The sequence below is a fragment of the Geodermatophilus sp. DSM 44513 genome, assembly GCF_032460525.1.
Lineage (GTDB): Bacteria > Actinomycetota > Actinomycetes > Mycobacteriales > Geodermatophilaceae > Geodermatophilus.
Map to the genome: position 1 here is coordinate 2,657,085 of NZ_CP135963.1, position 19,893 is coordinate 2,676,977.

Annotated in this window: 17 protein-coding genes and 1 riboswitch; of the genes, 6 read left to right on the forward strand and 11 right to left on the reverse strand. The window is 76.1% G+C overall.

The features are described from left to right. Positions 1 to 246: 246 nt before the first annotated feature. From RTG05_RS12870 to RTG05_RS12890, 5 genes are all read right to left on the reverse strand, one after another. Positions 247 to 1,524, reverse strand: a complete 1,278-nt coding sequence (locus RTG05_RS12870) for a C40 family peptidase (protein ID WP_166528974.1) — start codon at positions 1,522 to 1,524, stop codon at positions 247 to 249. 170 nt (positions 1,525 to 1,694) lie between these two features. Then, on the reverse strand, positions 1,695 to 3,227 hold the full coding sequence (locus RTG05_RS12875) for a long-chain-fatty-acid--CoA ligase (protein WP_166528975.1): 1,533 nt from the start codon (positions 3,225 to 3,227) through the stop codon (positions 1,695 to 1,697). Positions 3,228 to 3,323: 96 nt separating this feature from the next. Continuing rightward, entirely contained in the window at positions 3,324 to 3,746 is a 423-nt protein-coding gene (locus RTG05_RS12880) for a DUF1772 domain-containing protein (RefSeq protein ID WP_166528976.1), read from the reverse strand. Continuing rightward, on the reverse strand, positions 3,743 to 4,054 hold the full coding sequence (locus tag RTG05_RS12885) for a hypothetical protein (protein ID WP_166528977.1): 312 nt from the start codon (positions 4,052 to 4,054) through the stop codon (positions 3,743 to 3,745). The genes RTG05_RS12880 and RTG05_RS12885 overlap by 4 nt, the downstream gene beginning before the upstream one ends. Next, on the reverse strand, positions 4,051 to 4,785 hold the full coding sequence (locus tag RTG05_RS12890) for an SIR2 family NAD-dependent protein deacylase (RefSeq protein WP_166528978.1): 735 nt from the start codon (positions 4,783 to 4,785) through the stop codon (positions 4,051 to 4,053). Before RTG05_RS12890 ends, RTG05_RS12885 begins: the two co-directional genes overlap by 4 nt. A 179-nt stretch (positions 4,786 to 4,964) precedes the next feature. Here RTG05_RS12890 and RTG05_RS12895 point away from each other — a divergent pair, with 179 nt between their 5' ends. The 4 genes from RTG05_RS12895 to RTG05_RS12910 all read left to right on the forward strand — a co-directional run bounded on the left by RTG05_RS12895 (position 4,965) and on the right by RTG05_RS12910 (position 9,732). Then, entirely contained in the window at positions 4,965 to 7,820 is a 2,856-nt protein-coding gene (locus RTG05_RS12895) for an aconitate hydratase (protein WP_166528979.1), read from the forward strand. A 3-nt stretch (positions 7,821 to 7,823) separates the two neighbouring features. Beyond that, positions 7,824 to 8,585 (forward strand): SDR family oxidoreductase, encoded by a 762-nt coding sequence (locus RTG05_RS12900; protein ID WP_166528980.1) that lies wholly within the window; start codon positions 7,824 to 7,826, stop codon positions 8,583 to 8,585. Next, the gene (locus RTG05_RS12905) at positions 8,582 to 9,310 is read left to right on the forward strand and encodes a sirohydrochlorin chelatase (RefSeq protein ID WP_315911854.1); all 729 of its coding nucleotides are present in this window, start codon (positions 8,582 to 8,584) and stop codon (positions 9,308 to 9,310) included. The genes RTG05_RS12900 and RTG05_RS12905 overlap by 4 nt, the downstream gene beginning before the upstream one ends. A gap of 29 nt (positions 9,311 to 9,339) precedes the next feature. Then, positions 9,340 to 9,405, forward strand: a riboswitch (guanidine-III (ykkC-III) riboswitch). 12 nt (positions 9,406 to 9,417) lie between these two features. Then, complete coding sequence (locus RTG05_RS12910; protein WP_166528981.1) at positions 9,418 to 9,732, forward strand: DMT family transporter; 315 nt, start codon at positions 9,418 to 9,420, stop codon at positions 9,730 to 9,732. Positions 9,733 to 9,820: 88 nt separating this feature from the next. On the opposite strand, the gene RTG05_RS12915 is transcribed toward RTG05_RS12910, so the two are convergent. From RTG05_RS12915 to RTG05_RS12940, 6 genes are all read right to left on the reverse strand, one after another. After that, the gene (locus RTG05_RS12915; protein WP_166528982.1) at positions 9,821 to 10,282 is read right to left on the reverse strand and encodes an SgcJ/EcaC family oxidoreductase; all 462 of its coding nucleotides are present in this window, start codon (positions 10,280 to 10,282) and stop codon (positions 9,821 to 9,823) included. A gap of 43 nt (positions 10,283 to 10,325) precedes the next feature. Further along, positions 10,326 to 12,218, reverse strand: coding sequence for an ABC transporter ATP-binding protein (locus RTG05_RS12920; protein WP_315911855.1), 1,893 nt, complete (start codon positions 12,216 to 12,218; stop codon positions 10,326 to 10,328). Between the two features lie 115 nt (positions 12,219 to 12,333). Continuing rightward, positions 12,334 to 13,083, reverse strand: coding sequence for an enoyl-CoA hydratase/isomerase family protein (locus RTG05_RS12925; protein ID WP_166528984.1), 750 nt, complete (start codon positions 13,081 to 13,083; stop codon positions 12,334 to 12,336). A gap of 74 nt (positions 13,084 to 13,157) precedes the next feature. Further along, positions 13,158 to 13,385 (reverse strand): helix-turn-helix domain-containing protein, encoded by a 228-nt coding sequence (locus RTG05_RS12930; protein ID WP_012948197.1) that lies wholly within the window; start codon positions 13,383 to 13,385, stop codon positions 13,158 to 13,160. Positions 13,386 to 13,567: 182 nt separating this feature from the next. After that, entirely contained in the window at positions 13,568 to 13,984 is a 417-nt protein-coding gene (locus tag RTG05_RS12935; RefSeq protein ID WP_166528985.1) for an MmcQ/YjbR family DNA-binding protein, read from the reverse strand. A gap of 43 nt (positions 13,985 to 14,027) precedes the next feature. Beyond that, positions 14,028 to 15,629 carry an ABC-F family ATP-binding cassette domain-containing protein gene (locus RTG05_RS12940; protein WP_166528986.1) on the reverse strand — a complete coding sequence of 534 codons (1,602 nt, stop codon included), beginning with the start codon at positions 15,627 to 15,629 and terminating at the stop codon, positions 14,028 to 14,030. A gap of 127 nt (positions 15,630 to 15,756) precedes the next feature. On the opposite strand from RTG05_RS12940, the gene RTG05_RS12945 reads away from it, so the two are divergent. Together RTG05_RS12945 and RTG05_RS12950 are read left to right on the forward strand one after the other, a co-directional pair. Further along, positions 15,757 to 17,919, forward strand: a complete 2,163-nt coding sequence (locus tag RTG05_RS12945; RefSeq protein ID WP_166528987.1) for a DUF2157 domain-containing protein — start codon at positions 15,757 to 15,759, stop codon at positions 17,917 to 17,919. Positions 17,920 to 18,003: 84 nt separating this feature from the next. Then, complete coding sequence (locus tag RTG05_RS12950; protein WP_166528988.1) at positions 18,004 to 19,782, forward strand: SCO7613 C-terminal domain-containing membrane protein; 1,779 nt, start codon at positions 18,004 to 18,006, stop codon at positions 19,780 to 19,782. Positions 19,783 to 19,893 lie beyond the last annotated feature (111 nt).

Consider the following 19,893-nt stretch of genomic DNA (forward strand, 5'->3'; position numbering starts at 1 on the left):
CTGGCTCCGGGGGGTGCTGAGAGGCCGGCGACGGACGACGGTGCCCGTCCCGGCCAGTGTCCTACACGGACCTGGACGGCAGCTGGGCGCACACGCACGCGAGCCGACCGGTCACGGGGCGTGGGAGACGCGGCCTGTCCGCCGGTCGTGGGGCGACACCTGCCCGCGGCCCCCGCCGACTGCTAGCCTCGCACCTGCGTCGGGCAGCTCCCCCCGTGGCTGCCCGACGCCCTGACTCCGGTCTGCTCAGCCCGTCGGGCGCACGGCGCCGTAGTAGTCGGTGCCGAACCACATCGCCGAGGTGCGCACCACGTCACCGCTCTGCGGCGCATGGACCACCCGCCCGCCGCCGAGGTAGAGCGCCACGTGGTAGATCGACGTGTGGTCGGCGGTCTCACCCCAGAACACCAGGTCGCCGGGACGCAGGTCACCGGCGGCCACCGTCTGGTGCCGGAAGCGCCAGAACTGCTCGCGGCTGGTGCCCCCGATCCGGATGCCGGCCCGCGCGTAGGCGTACTCGGTCAGACCCGAGCAGTCGAAGCCGTAGACGTCGGTGTCCGGCGGGATGCCGTACGAGGGGCCGGCGCTGTCCCCACCGCCCCAGCTGTAGGACAGCCCGTGCTGGCTCTCCGCCGCCGCGACGGCGGTGGCCACCGCCGACGCCAGCGGTGCCCCGGCCGTGGTCCGGGTGCCGGTCGGCGACCCAGCACCGGCGGACGGCCCGGGCCCCGGGACCGTGGCCAGCGCTGCCACGGCGGCGACGGCCCGGGCGGCGGCCGCGGCCTGCTCGCCCTCGGCGCCGAGCAGCAGCACTTCCGCCCCGGCCAGCTCCAGCTGCAGCACCCGGCGCTGGTCGACCAGTGCGGCGGCCTGGGCCCGCGCGGAGACCTCCAGGGACTGCGCGTCGGCCAGCGACCCGGCGGCCACGGCCTCGGCCTCGTCGGCGGCCTGCACCGCGACCCGCGCGGCGTGGGAGGCAGCGGAGGCCTGCTCCTCGAGGGCGGTCAGCGCGGTGAGGACGTCGACCCGGTGGCTGCCGGCGGCGTCCAGCAGCGCGGCCCGCTCCACCAGCTGGGCGGGACCCTGGGCGCTGACGAGCGCGGCCGCACCGGGCGCCGCGCTGCCCTGCATGTAGCTCGACCGTGCGAAGGCGGCCATCTGCTCCCGGCCGCGGGCCAGCTCGGCGGCGGCCCGTCCGGCGGCCGCGGCGGCGGCGTCGGCGGTCGCCCGGGCCTGCTGCTGGGCGGCCCGGCGCACCTCGTACTCCTGCAGGGCGATCTGTGCGCCGTGCCGCGCGGCGTCCACCCGCTCCTGGGCCTGCGCGAGCCGCACGCCGATCTCGGCCACCCGGGCGGCCGCGGCGTCCCGCTCGTCCTGCGCCCCGGCCATCGGGGTGTCGCCCGGGGCGGCCAGCGCCGGCTCCGGGAGCAGGCCGGCGACGACGAGGGCGGCCACCGCCGTCCCGGCCCCACGCGCCCGCCACCCACTGCCGCGGCGACCGTCCCGCCCGTCCGTCCCGCGCACGTCCCCGACCTCTCGTCGACCCGGCGCCCGGAGGCGCACTCCGGTGCCGGATCGACGGGGTCGGGGCGGGCCTTGAGCGGGGGCTCACCCGATCAGGGGACGGCGACGCAGCCGGGCGGCCCTCCTGCAGGGGCCCGCCGCGAGCTGGCGGGGGGCAGGAGGGTCCTTGATCAGATCCGGCGGTCGGCGTCGGCCCAGAAGGACTCGCGCAGCTTGAACTTCTGGATCTTCCCGGTGGCGGTGCGGGCCAGCTCGTCGCGGAACTCGACCCGCTTGGGCACCTTGTACCCGGCGATCCGGGCCCGGCAGTGGGCGACGACCTCCTCGGCGGTGACCTGCTGGCCCTCGGCCACCACGACCAGCGCGGTGACCATCTCGCCCCACTTCTCGTCGGGGACGCCGATGACCGCCACCTCCGCGACCGCCGGGTGGCTGAAGACGGCGTCCTCCACCTCGATCGAGGAGACGTTCTCCCCGCCGGTGATGATCACGTCCTTCTTGCGGTCGGAGATGGTGAGGTAGCCGCCGTCGTCGACCGTGCCGCCGTCCCCGGTGTGGAACCAGCCGCCCTCCAGCGCCTCGGCGGAGGCGTCGGGGTTCTGCCAGTAGCCGGCCAGCACCGTGTTGCCGCGCACCAGGACCTCGCCGGAGTCACTGGTCCGCACCTGGGTCCCGAGCGCGGGGACGCCGGCCCGGGACAGCCGCCGGGCGCGCTCCTGCGGGTCCAGGTCGTCGTACTCGGCGCGCGGGCGGTTGACGGTGAGCAGCGGGGCGGTCTCGGTGAGCCCGTAGATCTGGTTGAACTGCCAGCCGAGCTCGGCCTCGACCCGCGCGATCGTCTTCGACGGCGGCGGCGCGCCGGCCACGATGATGCGGACCCGGTCGCGGCCGGGGACCTCGCCGTCCCACTCGGCCGCGGCGTCCAGGACGGCGTTCCAGACCGCCGGGGCCCCGGCCATCACGGTGACGCCGTGCTGCTCGACGCGGCGCAGGATCTCCGCGCCGTCGATCTTGCGGATGACCACCTGGCGGGCGCCCAGCCCGGCCGTCGTGTAGGGCAGCCCCCAGCCGTTGCAGTGGAACATCGGCAGCGTGTGCAGGTAGACGTCGCGGTCGCTCACCTGCATGTGCATGCCGAAGGTGACCGCGTTGACCCACTCGTTGCGGTGCGTCATCTGCACGCCCTTGGGCCGCGCCGTCGTCCCGCTGGTGTAGTTGATCGTGGCGGTGGCGTCCTCGTCCGGCTCGGACCACGGCACCGGCTCGGTGTCGTAGCGCAGCAGCTGCTCGTACTCCTCGCCGATGGTGAACCGGTGCTCGGCCTCCACCCGCTTGAGGGCCGGCTCCAGCTCCGGGTCGACCATCAGCACCCGGGCGCCGCTGTGCCCGACGATGTACTCGACCTCCTCGGTGGACAGCCGGAAGTTCACCGGGACGACGACCCGCCCGGACGACGGCAGGGCCAGCAGGCACTCCAGCAGCCGGCCGGCGTTGTGGCTGACGACGGCGATCCGCTCGCCCTCCCCCACGCCGAGGGCGTCCAGGCCGGCCTGCAGCGCGCGGCCGCGGCGGGCGACCTCCCGGTAGGTGACCTCCCCGAGCGAGGGCGCGGGCTGGTTCGGCTCGTCGACGATGCCGACCCGGTCGCCGTAGACCAGCTCGGCGCGGTCGAGGAAGTCACGGGTGGTCAGGGGGACGCGCATCGTGGGCTCCCGGGTCCTCGGGCCGACCTCCGAGGTCAGCCGCTCGACGTGGCGCCCGTCACGGTAGCGGCCGGCCGCGGCCCGGCGTCCCCCGGATCAGCCGAGCACCAGCCACAGCGCGGCGGCCGTCCCCGCGGTGGCCGCGACCGCCCGCAGGGTGTCCACCCGCAGCAGCCGCTGGTGCGCGCCGCCGTCCCACCCGTCCCCCAGCCGGCGGTGCAGCGGGACGGCGCCGAGCGCGGTGGCTCCCAGGACGACGGCCAGGCAGGCCGCCCCGGCCAGCACCGGGAGCAGCGGCGTGCCGGCGGGCCGGGCGGCGAGCAGCCACAGCGTGGTGACGCCCTGCCCGGCGAACAGCGGCCCCACCACCCACGAGATGCGCTGCTGGTGGCGGCGCTCGTAGGCGGTGAACGCGCCGGGCGGGACCAGCGCGAACTGCGGGTAGACCAGCGCGCGCACGGTCCACTGGAACCCGGCGTAGGCCGCGGTCAGCGCCAGGTGCACCGCCAGCAGGGTCACCGCTTGGCCGGCTTGGCGCGCCAGGTGAGGCTCTGCGCGTCCAGCTCGCGCAGCAGCGGGTCGCCCTCGGCGGCGATCCGCTCCGCGAGCGCCACCGCGGCGGCCAGCCGGTCGTCGTCCAGCTGGGCGAAGGCCGGTGACCGGCGGCGGTCGAGCACGTCGTACCAGCGGCCGCCGACGGCGTGGTCGAGCACGATCCGGCCGAAGCAGTGGTCGGCGGTGACCACCCAGCGCCCCTGCCGGGCGCGGCGCGGCAGCTCGTCGAGCACCAGCTGCCGGTAGCGCGCCAGCAGGGCCGCCCGGCTCACCGGGCCACCAGCCGGGGCAGCGACGTCCCGATCGGCTCGCGGACGACGAGGTCGGCCAGGTCGTCGTAGGGCGTCGGCTGGGCGTTGACGACGACGACCCGCGCGCCGGCCCGCGCGGCCAGGTCGACGAGGCCGGCCGCCGGGTGCACGGTCAGCGAGGTGCCGACGGCGAGGAGGACGTCGCAGTCGGTCGCCGCCTCCGCCGCCGCCTCGACCACCGCGGGGTCCAGGGCCTGCCCGAAGCTGACCGTCGCGGACTTGAGGACGCCGCCGCACACCCGGCAGGCGGGGTCGGGCTCCCCGGCGTCCACCCGGGCCAGCGCCTCGGCCATCGTCGTCCGCTCGCGGCAGGACAGGCACTCGACGGCGTGCACCGTGCCGTGCAGCTCGACCACCAGCTCCGCCGAGGAGCCGGCCGCCTGGTGCAGGCCGTCGACGTTCTGGGTGAGCAGCGCCCGCAGCCGGCCCTGCCGCTCCAGCTCGACCAGCGCCCGGTGCGCGGCGTTGGGCCGCGCGTCCGGAGCGGTGTCCCGGCGCATCAGCCAGGCCCGGCGGCGGACGTCGGGGTCGGCGACGTAGTAGGACAGCGTGACCAGCTTCTCGGCGTCCGGGTCCCGGGTCCACAGGCCCTGGGGCCCCCGGTAGTCGGGGATGCCGCTGTCGGTGGACACACCCGCGCCGGTCAGGACGGTGACCCGCCCGGCGTCGGTCAGCCAGCCCGGGACCTGCACGGCCCCACGGTAGGAGCTCCGCGCGCCGCCGTCCCGGCGACCGTCCGGGCTCACCGTCGGGCCGACCCGCCGGGAGAGAAGGGTCGCCTCACCTCCGTCGGCTGGCGCGTCCCTGGGATGATGCAGGGTGGCAAGCAGCGAGACAGACGCAGCAGGACCAGCGAGGGGTGGGCGCAGACGTGGCAGCCAGCAAGGACAGCTTCGGTGCGAGGGCGACGCTGAGCGTCGACGGCACCGACTACGACATCTACCGGCTCGACGCGGTGGAGGGCGCGGACGAGCTGCCCTTCAGCCTCAAGGTCCTCCTGGAGAACCTGCTGCGCACCGAGGACGGCGCGAACGTCACCGCCGACCACGTCCGCGCGCTGGCCGGCTGGGACCCGTCCGCGGAGCCGGACCAGGAGATCCAGTTCTCCCCGGCCCGCGTGGTCATGCAGGACTTCACCGGCGTCCCCTGCATCGTCGACCTGGCCACCATGCGCGAGGCGATGGCCGAGATCGGCGGCGACCCGCAGAAGATCAACCCGCTGGCCCCGGCCGAGCTGGTCATCGACCACTCCGTCATCGCCGATGTGTTCGGCACGCCGGAGTCCTTCGAGCGCAACGTCGAGATCGAGTACGAGCGCAACGGGGAGCGCTACCAGTTCCTGCGCTGGGGCCAGGGCGCCTTCAGCGACTTCAAGGTGGTCCCCCCGGGCACCGGCATCGTGCACCAGGTCAACATCGAGCACCTGGCCCGCGTGGTGTTCCCCCGCCCCGAGGGCGACCGGGTCGTCGCCTACCCGGACACCTGCGTGGGCACCGACTCGCACACCACGATGGTCAACGGCCTGGGCGTGCTGGGCTGGGGCGTCGGCGGCATCGAGGCCGAGGCCGCCATGCTCGGCCAGCCGGTGTCGATGCTCATCCCGCGGGTGGTCGGCTTCAAGCTCACCGGCCAGCTGCCCGACGGCGCGACGGCGACCGACCTGGTGCTCACCATCACCGAGATGCTGCGGCGGCACGGCGTGGTCGGGAAGTTCGTCGAGTTCTACGGCGAGGGCGTCTCCGCGGTGCCGCTGGCCAACCGCGCCACGATCGGCAACATGAGCCCCGAGTTCGGCTCCACCGCGGCGATGTTCCCCATCGACGAGGAGACGATCACCTACCTGCAGCTCACCGGCCGCCCGGCCGAGCAGGTGGCGCTGGTCGAGGCCTACGCCAAGGAGCAGGGCCTCTGGCACGACCCGTCGCGGGAGATCGCCTTCTCCGAGTACCTGGAGCTCGACCTCGCCACCGTCGTGCCGTCCATCGCCGGCCCCAAGCGCCCGCAGGACCGGGTCGCCATCACCGACGCCAAGACCGCGTTCCGCGCCGCCCTGGGCGACTACGTCACCGACGACGAGACCGGCGGCGAGGACCGCAAGCCCGGCGTCCCGGCCAACCGGCAGCCCTACGGGGTGGAGTCCGCCGTCGACGAGGCCTCGGCCGAGTCCTTCCCCGCGTCGGACCCGGCCACCTCCGCGCCCGGTGCCGAGAACGGCAACGGCGCCGCCGGCGCCCCGCACACCGTCGTCCCCGACCGGGTGCCCGACCGTCCCTCCAAGCCCACCCGGGTGGTGATGGAGGACGGCACGGAGACCTTCGTCGACCACGGGCACGTGGTCATCGCCGCGATCACCTCCTGCACCAACACCTCCAACCCGCAGGTGATGATCGGCGCGGCGCTGCTCGCCAGGAACGCCGTCGAGCGCGGTCTGACCACCAAGCCGTGGGTGAAGACGACGCTGGCCCCCGGGTCGAAGGTCGTCATGGACTACTACGAGAAGGCCGAGCTCACCCCGTACCTGGAGAAGCTCGGCTTCTACCTGGTCGGCTACGGCTGCACCACGTGCATCGGCAACTCCGGCCCGCTGCCGCAGCCGGTGTCCGACGCGGTCATCGAGGCCGACCTCGCCGTGGTCTCGGTGCTGTCGGGCAACCGCAACTTCGAGGGCCGGATCAACCCCGACGTCAAGATGAACTACCTGGCGTCCCCGCCGCTGGTCATCGCCTACGCGCTGGCCGGGTCCATGGACGTCGACCTGAACAACGACCCGCTGGGCCAGGACGAGGACGGCAACGACGTCTTCCTGCACGACATCTGGCCCTCCCCCCAGGAGGTGCAGCGGGTCATCGACTCCGCCGTCTCCGCGGAGATGTTCAGCAAGGACTACGCCGACGTGTTCGCCGGCACCCAGCAGTGGCAGGACCTGCCCACCCCGACCGGGGACACCTTCGCCTGGGACCCGGAGAGCACCTACGTGCGCCGTCCCCCGTACTTCGAGGGGATGCCGGCCGAGCCGGCCCCGGTGCAGGACATCAGCGGGGCCCGCACCCTCGCCGTGCTCGGCGACTCGGTCACCACCGACCACATCTCCCCCGCGGGGTCCATCAAGGCCGACAGCCCGGCGGGCGCGTACCTGCGCGAGCACGGCGTGGAGCGGCGAGACTTCAACTCCTACGGCTCCCGGCGCGGCAACCACGAGGTGATGATCCGCGGCACCTTCGCCAACATCCGCCTGCGCAACCTGCTGGTCCCGGGCACCGAGGGCGGGGTCACCAAGAACCACCTCACCGGCGAGACGACGACGATCTACGACGCGTCGGTCGCCTACGCCGAGGCGGGCGTCCCGCTGGTCGTGCTGGCCGGCAAGGAGTACGGCTCGGGCTCCTCGCGGGACTGGGCGGCCAAGGGGACGGCGCTGCTCGGCGTCCGGGCGGTCATCGCCGAGAGCTACGAGCGGATCCACCGCTCCAACCTCATCGGCATGGGCGTGCTGCCGCTGCAGTTCCCGGCCGGCCAGGACCGGGAGTCCCTCGGCCTGACCGGCGAGGAGGAGTTCACCATCACCGGGATCACCGAGCTGAACGAGGGGCGCACCCCCAAGACGGTGAAGGTGCGGGCCGGGGACGTGGAGTTCGACGCCACCGTCCGGATCGACACCCCCGGCGAGGCGGGCTACTACCGCAACGGCGGCATCATGCAGTACGTGCTGCGCTCGCTGCGCGGCTGACGGGTGGACCTGGGCCTGGGCGGTCGCGGCTACCTGCTCACCGGCGCGAGCCGGGGGCTGGGCCACGCGGCCGCCCGGGCCCTCGTCGACGACGGGGCGCGGGTGCTGGTGAGCTCGCGCACCCCCGGGCACGTGGACGCCGCCGTCGCCGCCCTCGGCGGGGCGCCGGCGGCACAGGGCCTGGCCGCCGACCTCACCGACCCCGACGCCGCGGAGCGGCTGGTCGCGGCCGCCCGGGAGCGGCTGGGCCGGGTGGACGGCCTGCTGGTAAGCGTGCCCGGCCCGGCGACGGGCAGCGTGCTGGGCACGGCCGAGCCGGACTGGCGCGACGGCGTGGAGGGCGTGCTGCTCGGCCCGCTGCGGCTGGTCCGCGCCCTCGCGCCGCACCTGGGCGACGGCGCGGCGATCTGCTTCGTGCTGTCCACCTCCGCACGGTCCCCGCTGCCCGACCTCGCCGTCTCCAACGGCCTGCGCCCCGGCCTCGCCATGACCGCCAAGCAGCTCGCCGACGAGCTGGCCCCGCGCGGCGTCCGGGTCGTCGGGCTGCTGCCGGGCACCTTCGCCACCGAGGCGGTCGTCCAGGGCGAGGCCGACTCCGGCGACCCGGCGGCGGCCCGCGCCGCCGCGGAGGCCGGCATCCCGCTGGCCCGGGTCGGCGACCCCGCGGAGTTCGGCCGGGTCGCCGCCTTCCTGCTCTCCCCCGCCGCCTCCTACGTCACCGGCACGACCGTCGCCGTCGACGGCGGCCAGCTGAGGACCCCGTGACCGCCCTGCCCACTCCCCCGGCCCCCGACCCCGTGCTGGTCGCCTGCGCGCACGGCACCCGCAACCCCACCGGCCGCCGGCTGGTCGCCGAGCTCGCGCTGGGCGCCCGCCGGCTGCGTCCGGGCCTGACCACGACCGCGGCCTTCGTCGACGTGCAGCCGCCGACGGTCGCCGACGTCGTCGCCGGGCTGGCCGGTGACGGACGCCCCGCGGTCGTCGTCCCGCTGCTGCTGTCCGGCGGCTACCACGTGCACGTCGACATCGCGACGGCCGTGCGCGAGCACGACGCCGCCCGGGCCGCCCGGCCGCTGGGCCCGGACCCGCGACTGGTCGCCGTGCTGCACGACCGGCTGGTCGCCTCCGGTGCCGACCCCGCCGACCCGGCCACGGCCGTGGTGCTCGCCGCCGCGGGCTCCAGCGACCCCCGCTCGGTCGCCGACGTCGACGCCACCGCGGCCGCCCTGCAGGAGCGCTGGGCCGGGCCGGTGACCACCGGGTACGGCTCGGCCGCGCAGCCGCCGGTGCCCGACGCCGTCGCCGCCGCCCGGGCCGCCGGCGCCCGCCGGGTGGTGCTGGCCGCCTACCTGCTGGCGCCGGGTCACTTCCACGACAAGCTGGGCGGGGCCGGCGCCGACGCGGTCACCGCGCCGCTGCTGCCCGACGAGCGGATCGCCGCGGTGCTGCTCGACCGCTACGACGCCGCGGTTACCGCCTGGTCCGCCTGACACCCTGGACCGTTTCTGGGACCATCGAGGCCGGGCCCACCTCCCGGCCCCCGGACGAGCGGTGCCGTACCCGGACAGCGACAAAACGGCGCTCCTGGAGGGTCTCCGTGTCCTGGTTCGTCCTCGTCCTGTCCGGTGTGCTGGAGGCGGTGTGGGCCACCGCGCTCGGCCGCTCCGAGGGGTTCAGCCGCCTCACGCCGACGGTGGTCTTCGGCATCAGCCTGGCGCTCAGCATGGCGGGGCTGGCCTACGCCATGCGCGAGCTGCCGGTCGGGACCTCCTACGCGGTGTGGGTCGGCATCGGCGCCGTGCTGACCGTGCTGATCGCCATGGTGACCGGCGAGGAGGCGGTGTCCGCGGTGAAGGTGCTGCTGCTCGCCGGGATCGTCGGCTGCGTGATCGGCCTCAAGGTCCTCCACTGAAGGAGGACCCTCCTGCCCCCCGCCACTCGCACGCTCGCGGCGGAGGGCAGGAGGGCCAATCCAGCCGCTGTACCGACCGCGCAACCCGTCACTGCGGGGTGAGCAGGCCCCGCAGCTCCTGGGTGAGGGCCTCGCGGGCCGCCGGGTGCTGCAGCCACGCAGCGGGCGTGGACTGCAGCAGCGCGATCCGCCAGCGCCCGTCCTCCTCGACGGCGACCATGGTGTGCACCGTGTGCAGCCGCGGGTCGAGGTCGTTGCCCCCGGGCGGGATCATCCCGGCGTGGGCCATGAGCACCGCGACGTCGGTGGCCAGCGGCCGCACGGTGCGGACCACGCCCACGTAGGTCTGGGTGGGCTGGCTGCCGAACACCTGGCGCAGGTGGGCGGCGATGGACAGCCGGCCGTGGTGGTGGCTGCCGTCGTACCCGACGATGTCCCCGTCGTCGGCGAACCCGGCAGCCACCGCCGCGCCGCTGCGCCGGTTCCACCCGTCGAGGAACTGGGCGTACAGCGCCCGGATCTGGGCGTCGTTCGGGTGCGCGGACGTCACGCTGGCTCCTCCTGCGTTGCGGGCTCGGGAGGAACGGTAGTGGTCACGCGGCGCCCACCCGCCGCCCCTCCCCGACGCTGAACTGGGTCCGGTACAGGTCGGCGTACCGCCCGTCGAGCGCCAGCAACTCCTCGTGCGTGCCCGACTCCGCGATGCGACCGCCGTCGATGACGAGGATCTGGTCGGCACTGCGGATGGTGGACAGCCGGTGGGCGATGACAAGCGACGTCCGGCCGGTCAGGGCGGTGTCCAGCGCGTGCTGCACGGCCACCTCCGACTCGCTGTCCAGGTGCGCGGTGGCCTCGTCGAGGATGACGATCGCCGGCGCCTTGAGCAGCACCCGGGCGATCGCCAGCCGCTGCTTCTCCCCGCCGGACAGCCGGTGGCCGCGGTCGCCGACCACGGTGTCCAGCCCGTCGGGCAGGGCGCGCACCAGGGCGCCGATGCGGGCACCGGACAGCGCCGCCCAGAGCTCCTCCTCGGTCGCCTCGGGCCGGACGTAGAGCAGGTTGGCGCGGATGGTGTCGTGGAACAGGTGGGCGTCCTGGCTGACCACGCCGATCGTGTCGCGCAGGGAGGCCAGGGTGGCCTGCCGCACGTCGAGCCCGCCCACCCGCACGGCGCCGCCGGTCACGTCGTACAGCCGTGGCACCAGGGCCGCGATCGTCGACTTGCCCGCCCCGGAGTGGCCGACCAGCGCGACGAGCTGGCCGGGCTCCACGCGGAAGGAGACGTCGTGCAGGACGTCGACCGGCCCGCCGTGCTCGGGCAGCGACACGTCCTCCAGGGACGGCAGCGAGACGTCGGCGGCCGACGGGTAGCTGAAGGAGACCGAGTCGAACTCGATCGAGCGGTCACCGGCCGGGACCGGGACGGCGCCGGGCTCCTCGCGGATCATCGGTGTGAGGTCGAGCACCTCGAAGACGCGGTCGAAGCTGACCATCGCGCTCATCACGTCGACCCGGACGTTGGCCAGGGCGGTGAGCGGCCCGTACAGCCGGGACAGCAGCAGCGCCAGCGCCACGACGTCCCCGGGGCTCAGCGAGCCGGTGAAGGCCAGCCACCCGCCCATGCCGTAGACCAGCGCGGTGGCCAGCGCGGCCACCAGGGTGAGCGCGGTGAAGAAGGTGCGCCCGTACATGGCCGACAGGACGCCGATGTCCCGGACCCGGGCCGCCCGGCTCCGGAACGCCCCGGCCTCGGCCTCGGGCCGGCCGAACAGCTTGACCAGCAGCGCCCCGGCCACGTTGAACCGCTCGGTCATGGTGGCGTTCATCGACGCGTTCAGCCCGTAGGACTCCCGGGTGATCTCCTGCAGCCGCCGGCCGATCCGCCGCGCGGGCAGCACGAACAGCGGCACGAGCACCAGGGACAGCGCGGTGATCTGCCAGGACAACGTGAACATCACGCCGGCGGTGAGCACCAGGCCGATGACGTTGGACAGCACCCCGGACAGCGTGGAGGTGAAGGCCTGCTGGGCGCCGATGACGTCGTTGTTCAGCCGGCTGACCAGCGCGCCGGTCTGGGTGCGGGTGAAGAACGCGACCGGCATCCGCTGCACGTGCTCGAACACCCGGCTGCGCAGGTCGTAGATGACCCCCTCGCCGATGCGGGCGGAGAACCAGCGGGTGGCCAGGGAGATGCCCGCGTCGATGACGGCCAGGCCGGCGATGAGCAGCGCGATGCGGACGATGTCGGCCGCCGTGCCCTCCAGGCCGGCGATCCGGTTGACGATCCGGCCGGCCAGCAGCGGGGTGAGCACGCCGATGAGCGAGGAGCCGACGACGAGCAGCAGGAACCAGGTCAGGTCGCGCCGGTAGGGCCGGGCGATGGCCAGGATGCGCCGGACGGTGCCCTTGGGCAGCCTGCGTGCGGTGACCGACGGGTCCCGGCGGAAGGACCGCATCGCCGCCATGGAGGTCATCGGACCGCTCATGTCCATGCCACCCCCTCTCCCGACCCGCCAACACCCCCGCCGGGTGGGCTGTTCCGCGACTGGCCTGCGCCGAACCCCCGACCGGACTGCCCCTGCCGGCCCGGCCCCCGCCGGTTCAGCCCTGGCCGGCCAGCTCCGCCAGCCGGCGGGCCTGCGCCGCCCGCTCGGCGGCGTCCTGGGTCTCCGGGTCGTTGCGGACGGCGGAGCGGACCAGTGCCGCGGTCTCCCGGCTCGCCTCCACCGGCGCCGCGGTCAGCGCGGTGACCAGCGCGGCCACGGCCCCGTCCAGCCCGGCCGCCGGGACGACGGTGTTGGCCAGCCCGACCGCCTGCGCCTCGGCCGCGCCGACGGCCCGACCGGTCAGGCACAGCTCCAGGGCCCGGGAGTAGCCGACGAGTTCCACCAGCGTGCTGGTGCCGGTGAGGTCGGGCACCAGCCCCAGGCCCACCTCGGGCAGCCGCAGGGTGGCGTCCTCGGTGAGCACCCGCAGGTCGCAGGCCAGGGCCAGCTGCGCGCCGGCACCGATGGCGTGCCCCTGCACCGCGGCGACCGACACGATCCCCGGCGCCCTCAGCCACCGGAACCCGGCCTGGTAGCGCCGGATGCGCTCCTGCAGCTCGGCGGCCGGCAGCCGGCCCAGCTCACCGAGACCCCCGGGGGTGCCGGGGTCGAGGGTGAACAGCGTGCGGTCCAGGCCCGCGGAGAACGCGCGGCCCTCGCCGCGGACCACGACCACCCGGACGCCGTCGTCCAGGCCGCCGCCGACCGCGGCGAGTGCTGCCCAGGTGTCCGGTGTCTGGGCGTTGAGCTGGTCGGGCCGGTCGAGGGTGACGGTGAGGACGGCGCCGTCCCGCGCCGTCCTCACCCACCCGTGCCGGTCGGCCTCGGTCGACCGCGTGCCCCGAGGTGCTCCGTGCCCGGTCGAGCTCGAGGGCTCGCTCAACTCTTCTTGCTGTTGCGGTTGGCCCCGCCGCGGCTGCGCAGGCTGGCGCCGGACTCCGACAGCAACCGGTGCACGAAGCCGTAGGACCGGTTGGTCGACGACGCGAGCGACCGGATGCTCTCCCCACCGTCGTAGCGCTTGCGCAGCTCATCGGCCAGCGACGTGCGGTCGCCCCCGGTGATGCGCTTGCCCTTGCCGAGATCCGCGGTGCTCGAGTCGGCCATGACTCCCCTCCGTCAGCAGCCGGCCGCGGACCCGTGGCCCGCCGGGGCTGCTCGTCTGCGTCGGCGCCGGGCCCCGCTGACCTCGGCGTCCCACACCGTCGATGATCACCCGTTCGGGCGATGACGGCCAGGCGAGATCGCAACGTGACTGGAGCGACTCCACCGCAAGCGGATGATCTGTGTCACAGGGGCTGGTACGGGTCCGCCGGGCCCGGTCCCCAGCCGCGCAGCTCCTCCCGCAGCCGTCGCGGGGCGCGGCACCACCAGGCGTCGGTGAGCACCTCCTCGAGGTCCTCCACGGAGGCCCGCTCGACGTGCACGAGCACCATCGGGTGCACGCCGTAGCCCGCGACGGTGGAGAACAGCCGCGGCCGGGCGGAGACGAGTGCCTCGACCACGTCGGTGTCCGTGGTGCGCACACCCAGCGCCGGGCCCGGCGGCGCCCGGTCGCCGAGCAGCTCGCGCTCGCCGCGGCGCAGGACGCGCTCCCAGGCGAACGCCCGGCCCCCGACCCGCCAGGACCGGGTCCGCCCGTTGTCGTCCTCGACGGCGCCGGGCAGGCCCAGCGCGATGCTGCGCACGTCGTCCCAGCTCGCCACCGGGACACCTCACCACGCGTCCGGCACCCCGGGCGGGGTGCCGCTACGCCAGCTCGACCAGGTCGGCGAGGTCCTCGCTCCAGGTGTCCTCGGTGCCGTCGGGCAGCAGGATGACCTTGTCGGGGTCCAGCGCGCGCACCGCGCCCTCGTCGTGGGTGACCAGCACGATGGCCCCGCCGTAGGTGCGCAGGGCCTGCAGCACCTGTTCCCGGCTGGCCGGGTCGAGGTTGTTGGTCGGCTCGTCGAGCAGCAGCACGTTGGCGCCGGAGACGACCAGCGTGGCCATGGCCAGCCGGGTCTTCTCGCCGCCGGACAGCGTGCCGGCCCGCTGGTCGACCGTGTCGCCGGAGAACAGGAACGCGCCGAGGATGCGCCGCAGCTCGGTGTCGGTGCTCTGCGGGGCGGCCGACCGCATGACCTCCAGCAGCGAGCGGTCCAGGTCGAGGGTCTCGTGCTCCTGCGCGTAGTAGCCGATCCGCAGCCCGTGGCCGGCCTTGACCTCGCCGGTGTCGGGGGTCTCGGTGCCGGCCAGCATGCGCAGCAGCGTGGTCTTCCCGGCCCCGTTGAGCCCGAGGACGACGACCCGCGTGCCCCGGTCGACGGCGAGGTCGACGTCGGTGAACACCTCGAGGGAGCCGTAGCTCTTGGACAGGCCCTCCGCGGTGAGCGGCGTCTTCCCGCAGGCGGCCGGCGTGGGGAAGCGCAGCTTGGCCACCCGGTCCTGCACGCGGACGTCCTCGAGGCCGGCCGCGAGGCGCTGGGCGCGCTTGTCCATGCTCTGCGCGGCCCTGGCCTTGGTGGCCTTGGCGCGCATCCGGTCCGCCTGCGAGGTGAGGGCGTCGATTTTGCGCTCGGTGTTGGCCCGCTCCTGCTTGCGCCGCCGCTCGTCGGTCTCCCGCTGCGCCAGGTAGGGCTTCCAGCCGAGGTTGTAGACGTCCACGGTGGCCCGGTTGGCGTCCAGGTGCCAGACCTTGTTGACGACGGCGTCCAGCAGCTCGACGTCGTGGCTGATGACGATGAGCCCGCCCCTGTGGGCGGACAGGAAGCTCCGCAGCCAGGTGATCGAGTCGGCGTCCAGGTGGTTGGTCGGCTCGTCGAGCAGCAGCGTCTCGGCGTCGGAGAACAGGATGCGGGCCAGCTCCACGCGCCGCCGCTGCCCGCCGGACAGGGTGCGCAGCGGCTGGCCGAGCACCCGGTCGGGCAGGCCCAGGGCCGTGCAGATGCGTGCGGCCTCGCTCTCCGCGGCGTACCCGCCGAGGGCGGCGAACTGGTCCTCCAGCCGGCCGTAGCGGCGCACGGCCCGGTCCCGCTCGGCGTCGTCGGCGGGCTCGGCCATCGCCACCTGCGCCTTGGTCATCTGCGCCCGCAGGACGTCCAGCCCGCGGCCGGAGAGCACGCGGTCGCTGGCGGAGATGTCCAGGTCGCCGCTGCGCGGGTCCTGCGGCAGGTAGCCGATCTCGCCGGTGACCTCCACCGAGCCGGCGTGCGGCAGCCGCTCGCCGGCCAGCGTGGTCAGCGTCGTGGTCTTGCCGGCGCCGTTGCGGCCGACGAGGCCGATGCGGTCGCCGGGCTGCACGCGGAGGGTGGCGTCGCTGATGAGGACGCGGGCCCCGGCGCGCAGCTCGAGGCCGGTCGTCGTGATCACTGACCCCAGGGTAGGCGCTCCGGCGCCCGCGGCCGACCGCATTCCACGGTGACGTCGGCGGCACCGCTGTCCACAGACGGGGGAAGACGGCTCCCGCCCGGCGCCCCGACCGGCGACGATCACGGCCATGACCTCGCCGTCCGGTCCGTCCTGGCGCCCGTCCTGCCCGGTGTGCGGCCGGCCCGCCGCCGGCTCCGGGCCGGCGCCGTGCCCGTCCTGCGGCCTGCCCGCCGTCGGCGAGGCGGCCCGGGTGGTGGCCCGCATCGGCGCCACGATCGAGGAGCTGACCCGCGACCGCGACCGGCTGCTGGTCGTGCTGCGGACGGCGGCGGAGGAGGCGCCCGCGCCGGCACCTCCCCCGGCACCCGCGGCCCCGCCGGCCGCGCCCGTCCGCCGGGTCGCCGCGCCCGCACCCCCGCCGGCGCCGGCACCGGCACCGGCACCCGTCCGGCCGTCGATCGACGAGCGCTACACCGTGCGGGCCCCCCGGCGCCGGGTCAGCCCGGAGCAGGTGCTCCTCGCGCTGGGCGCGCTGACCCTGGTGGCCGCGGCCATCACCTTCGTCGCGGTGGCCTGGACCCGCCTGGGCCTGGTCTTCCAGTCCGCGGTCATGGCCGCGGTCACCGCGACGGCGTGCGGGGTGTCGGCCTGGGCGGCGCGCCGCGGGCTGCGGGCCACCGAGGAGGCACTGGCCGCCGCGGGTGCGGCGCTGCTCGTCGTCGACCTGGCCGCGGCGTACGCGCTGGGCCTGTGGGGGCTCGACGGCGTGCCGGCCCGGCCGTGGACGGCGTTGTCCTGCAGCGTCGTCGTGGCGGTCGGCCTGGGCCTCGGCCGGCTGACCCGCAGCACGGTCACCTGGCCGCTGGCCGCCCTGCTCGCCGTGCAGCCGGTCCCGCTGCTCCTGGTCGCCGAGGTCACCGCCGGCGGCGCGGCCAGCGGCGCGGCCGGGGTCGCCGCCGCCCTCGGGACCGCCCTGCTCGACGTCGTGCTCCTGCTGCGGCTGCGCCGCGGACTGGTCCCGGTGGCCGGGGTGCTGGCGGGCCTGTGGGCCGGGTGGGCCGCGCTCGCCGGCGTGCTGCTCGCCTGGGTGGGGACGGCGGTCGACGCCTGGACCGTCACGGCCCTGCTGGCGGCCACGACGGCGGTCGGCCTCCAGCTGCGGCGGGACGCGCGGTTGGCGTCCCGGCTGCCCGCCGCCGCCCCGCTGGCCGGTACGGGTGCCACGGTGACCGCGTTCGCGCTCACCGGCGCGCTGGCCCGCGCCGGCCTACCCGGGTGGGTCACGGCCGCCGGGCTGGGCCTCGCGCTGCTGACCGCCGCGGTGCTCACCGTCCCGCGGCGGGTGGCGGTGGTCGCGCTGACCGCCGGTGGCGCGGTGCTCACCGCGGTCGCCGGCGCGCTGCTCGCGGGCGACGACCGCGCCGGCGTGCTCGGCCTGGTGGTCCTCGCCGGCATCCTGCCCGCCGCGCTGGCCGCCGTCCGGCTGACCGCCCTCCGGCCGCAGGCGGTGGTCGTCGCCCTGGTGTGCCCGGCCGCGGCCGCGCTGCTGGCCGCGGAGGAGGGGTGGCTGTCCGCCGCCGTCGCCGGGCTGCTCGTCGCGCTAGTCGCCGCGGCCGGCTTCGCCGTGGCCACCGTCCGGCTCGGCACCCCGGAGGAGACCGGGGCGGCCACGGCCGCCGCCGTCATCGCGCTGGCCGGGTCGGGGTCGACGGCGGACACCGGCGCGTGGGGGCAGGTGGCGCTGCAGCTGGGGATCGCCGGCGTGGCCGCCGGCTGCTACGCGGTGGTGTCCCGCCGTCGGCCGGTCGCGGTCGCCGCCGTCGCCGACCTGGTGGTCGCCAGCTGGGTGGCCACGGCCGGCGCCGCGGTGGAGACGCCGGAGGCCTACACCTTGCCGGCCGCCCTCGGGCTGCTGGTCCTGGCACTGCCGGCGCTGCGCGCCGGCGTCCGGTCCTGGGAGGCGGAGGGGCCGGCGGTCGGCCTGGCGCTGGCACCGTCCGCGCTGGTGCTGGTCGCCGAGTTCTCCGCCGTCCGGCTGCTCCTGGTGGTCGCGGCGGCCGCGGGGCTGACCGTCCTCGGCGCGCTGCGCCACCGGCAGGCGCCGTTCGTGCTGGGCGCCGGCGTGCTGGCCTTCGTCGTCCTGGACGAGCTCACCCCCTACGCCGGCCAGGTGCCGCGGTGGGTGGGCCTGGCCTGCGCCGGCCTGCTCCTGCTGGCCGTCGGCGCGACCTACGAGCGGCGCCGCCAGCAGGCCCGCGAGGCGGTCGCCTGGGTCGCCCAGATGCGCTGAGCCGCGGCTCACCGCCGGGCGCCCGCTCGCGGCCGGCCCCTACCGTGGACCGGTCGCACGCAGGGCCCGGGAGGGGGACGCGGGATGGGGACTGGGGTCGACTCGGCCCGCCCGCCGCAGCTGCTGCTCGTCGTCGGGGCGGTGCTCGTGGTCAGCGCCGGCGGGACGGCGGCCGCGCTGTCCGGCGACGGGTCGGCGCGGCTGCTGCTGCTCGCCCTGGCCGCCGCCGCCGCCGGGGCCTCGGCCTGGGGGTCACGCGCCCGGCTGCGCGCCACCGAGGAGACCCTGGCCGCCGCCGCGGTGGCGCTGGCCGTGCTGGCCACCGACACCGACACGTCGCTGCTGCGCGGCTCGGTCGTCCCGCCGCTGGTGCTGGCCGCGGCCTTCCTGGCCCTAGCCCGGCTGCTGCCCCGCCCAATGACCTGGCCGCTGGCCGCGTGGCTGGCCGGTCAGCTGGCCGCGGTCCGGCTGCTGCCCGGGGTGGAGGACGGCGCCGCGCGCACGGCCTGGCTGCTCACGGTGGCGCTGGTCGGGCTGGGTGTCGCGATCGGCGCCCGGCGGCCGGTCGCCCGGGTCGCACTGGTCACCACCGCGCCGTGGTGGGTGGCCGGGGTCCTGGGCGCGGTGGCGACGGCGTGGAGCGCGAGCGCACCCGCCCGCTGGGCGGCGGCCGCGCTGACCGTCGCGGTCGCCCTCGAGCTGGTCGCCGCCCGCCAGGTGCGCTGCCTCGAGCCGCTGCTCGGGCCGCCGCGCGCCGTCCCGGTGCTGGCCGGGACGGTGTCCGGGGCGACCCTCGGCGGGGCGCTGGGCGAGCCGGGGCCGGGCGCGGTGCTGCTGGCCGGGTACACCGGGGTGCTGCTGGCCGCCGTCTCCGCGGCGCTGCTCACCGGGTGGGTGCGCGGCCTGCTCCTGCCGGCCGCCCTCGCGGCCGGCGGCACGCTGGTCGCGCTCAGCGTGGGTCAGCTGGTCGCCGGACGGCGGTGGGTCGAGCTGGTCCTGCTGCTGCTGCTCACCGCACTGCCGTGCGTGCTGGTCGCGGCGGTGCGGCGGGACGACCGGCCGGTGGCCGTGCCCTCGGCGGTCGGCTGCCTGGCCGGCGCCGCGCTGGTGGCCGCTGCGACCGGGCTGCTCCCCGTGGGCGCGGCGGCCGGCTGCCTGGGCCTGCTCTACGCGGCGTCCCTGGGCGCGGGGCTGGCGCTGGACCGCGACACCCGGCGGGCCACCGTCGTCACCGGGGCGGTGTGTGCGGGCCTGGCCGTGGTGCTGCTGGTCCTCACCCGCGACCGCGGCGCGCTGGCGGTGCAGCTGGCCGGGCAGGGGCTGCTGTCCTCAGCGTGGGGCTGGCACGTCTGGCACACCCGCGTCCCGGAGGCCGAGCCCGAGGGCAGCCCCGCCTGGCGCGCCGGTGCCGTCCAGCTGGTCCTGGCCGCCTGGACGACCGCGGCCCTGGCCGGCTGGTCGACGGTCGAGGCCTGGTCGCTGCCTGCGGCGCTCGGGCTGCTCCTGGCCGCCGGGCCGCGGCTGGCCGGCGGGCCGTCCTGGCCGGCGTGGGGTCCGGGCCTGGTGGTCGCCGCCGTGCCGTCGGTGGTGGCGGCCGTGGTCGCGCCCGGTAGCACCCGGCCGGTGCTGGTGCTGCTGGCCGCCGGGGCGGTGATGGGCACGGCGGCGTGGCGGGCGGTGCGCGCACCGCTGCTGGTCGCGGCCGGGACGGCGGTCGCGCTGGCTCTCGGCCTGGCCCTGGTCGCGCTGCCCCTGCCGGTCGCCGGGGCCCTCGGCGTGGGCGTCGTGCTGCTCGCCGTCGGCGCCCGGCGGGAGCGCCACCCGGTGGCCGGCTTCGGCGCCCGCCTGGCCGAGATGAGGTGACCGAAGGCGATCATGGAGTCCGGGAAGCGACCGGCCGGTGGGTGGCGGCGTGTCGCTTCCCGGACTCCATGATCGCGGGATGTGCTGGAACGGCCCTGCTGCAGGGGCCTG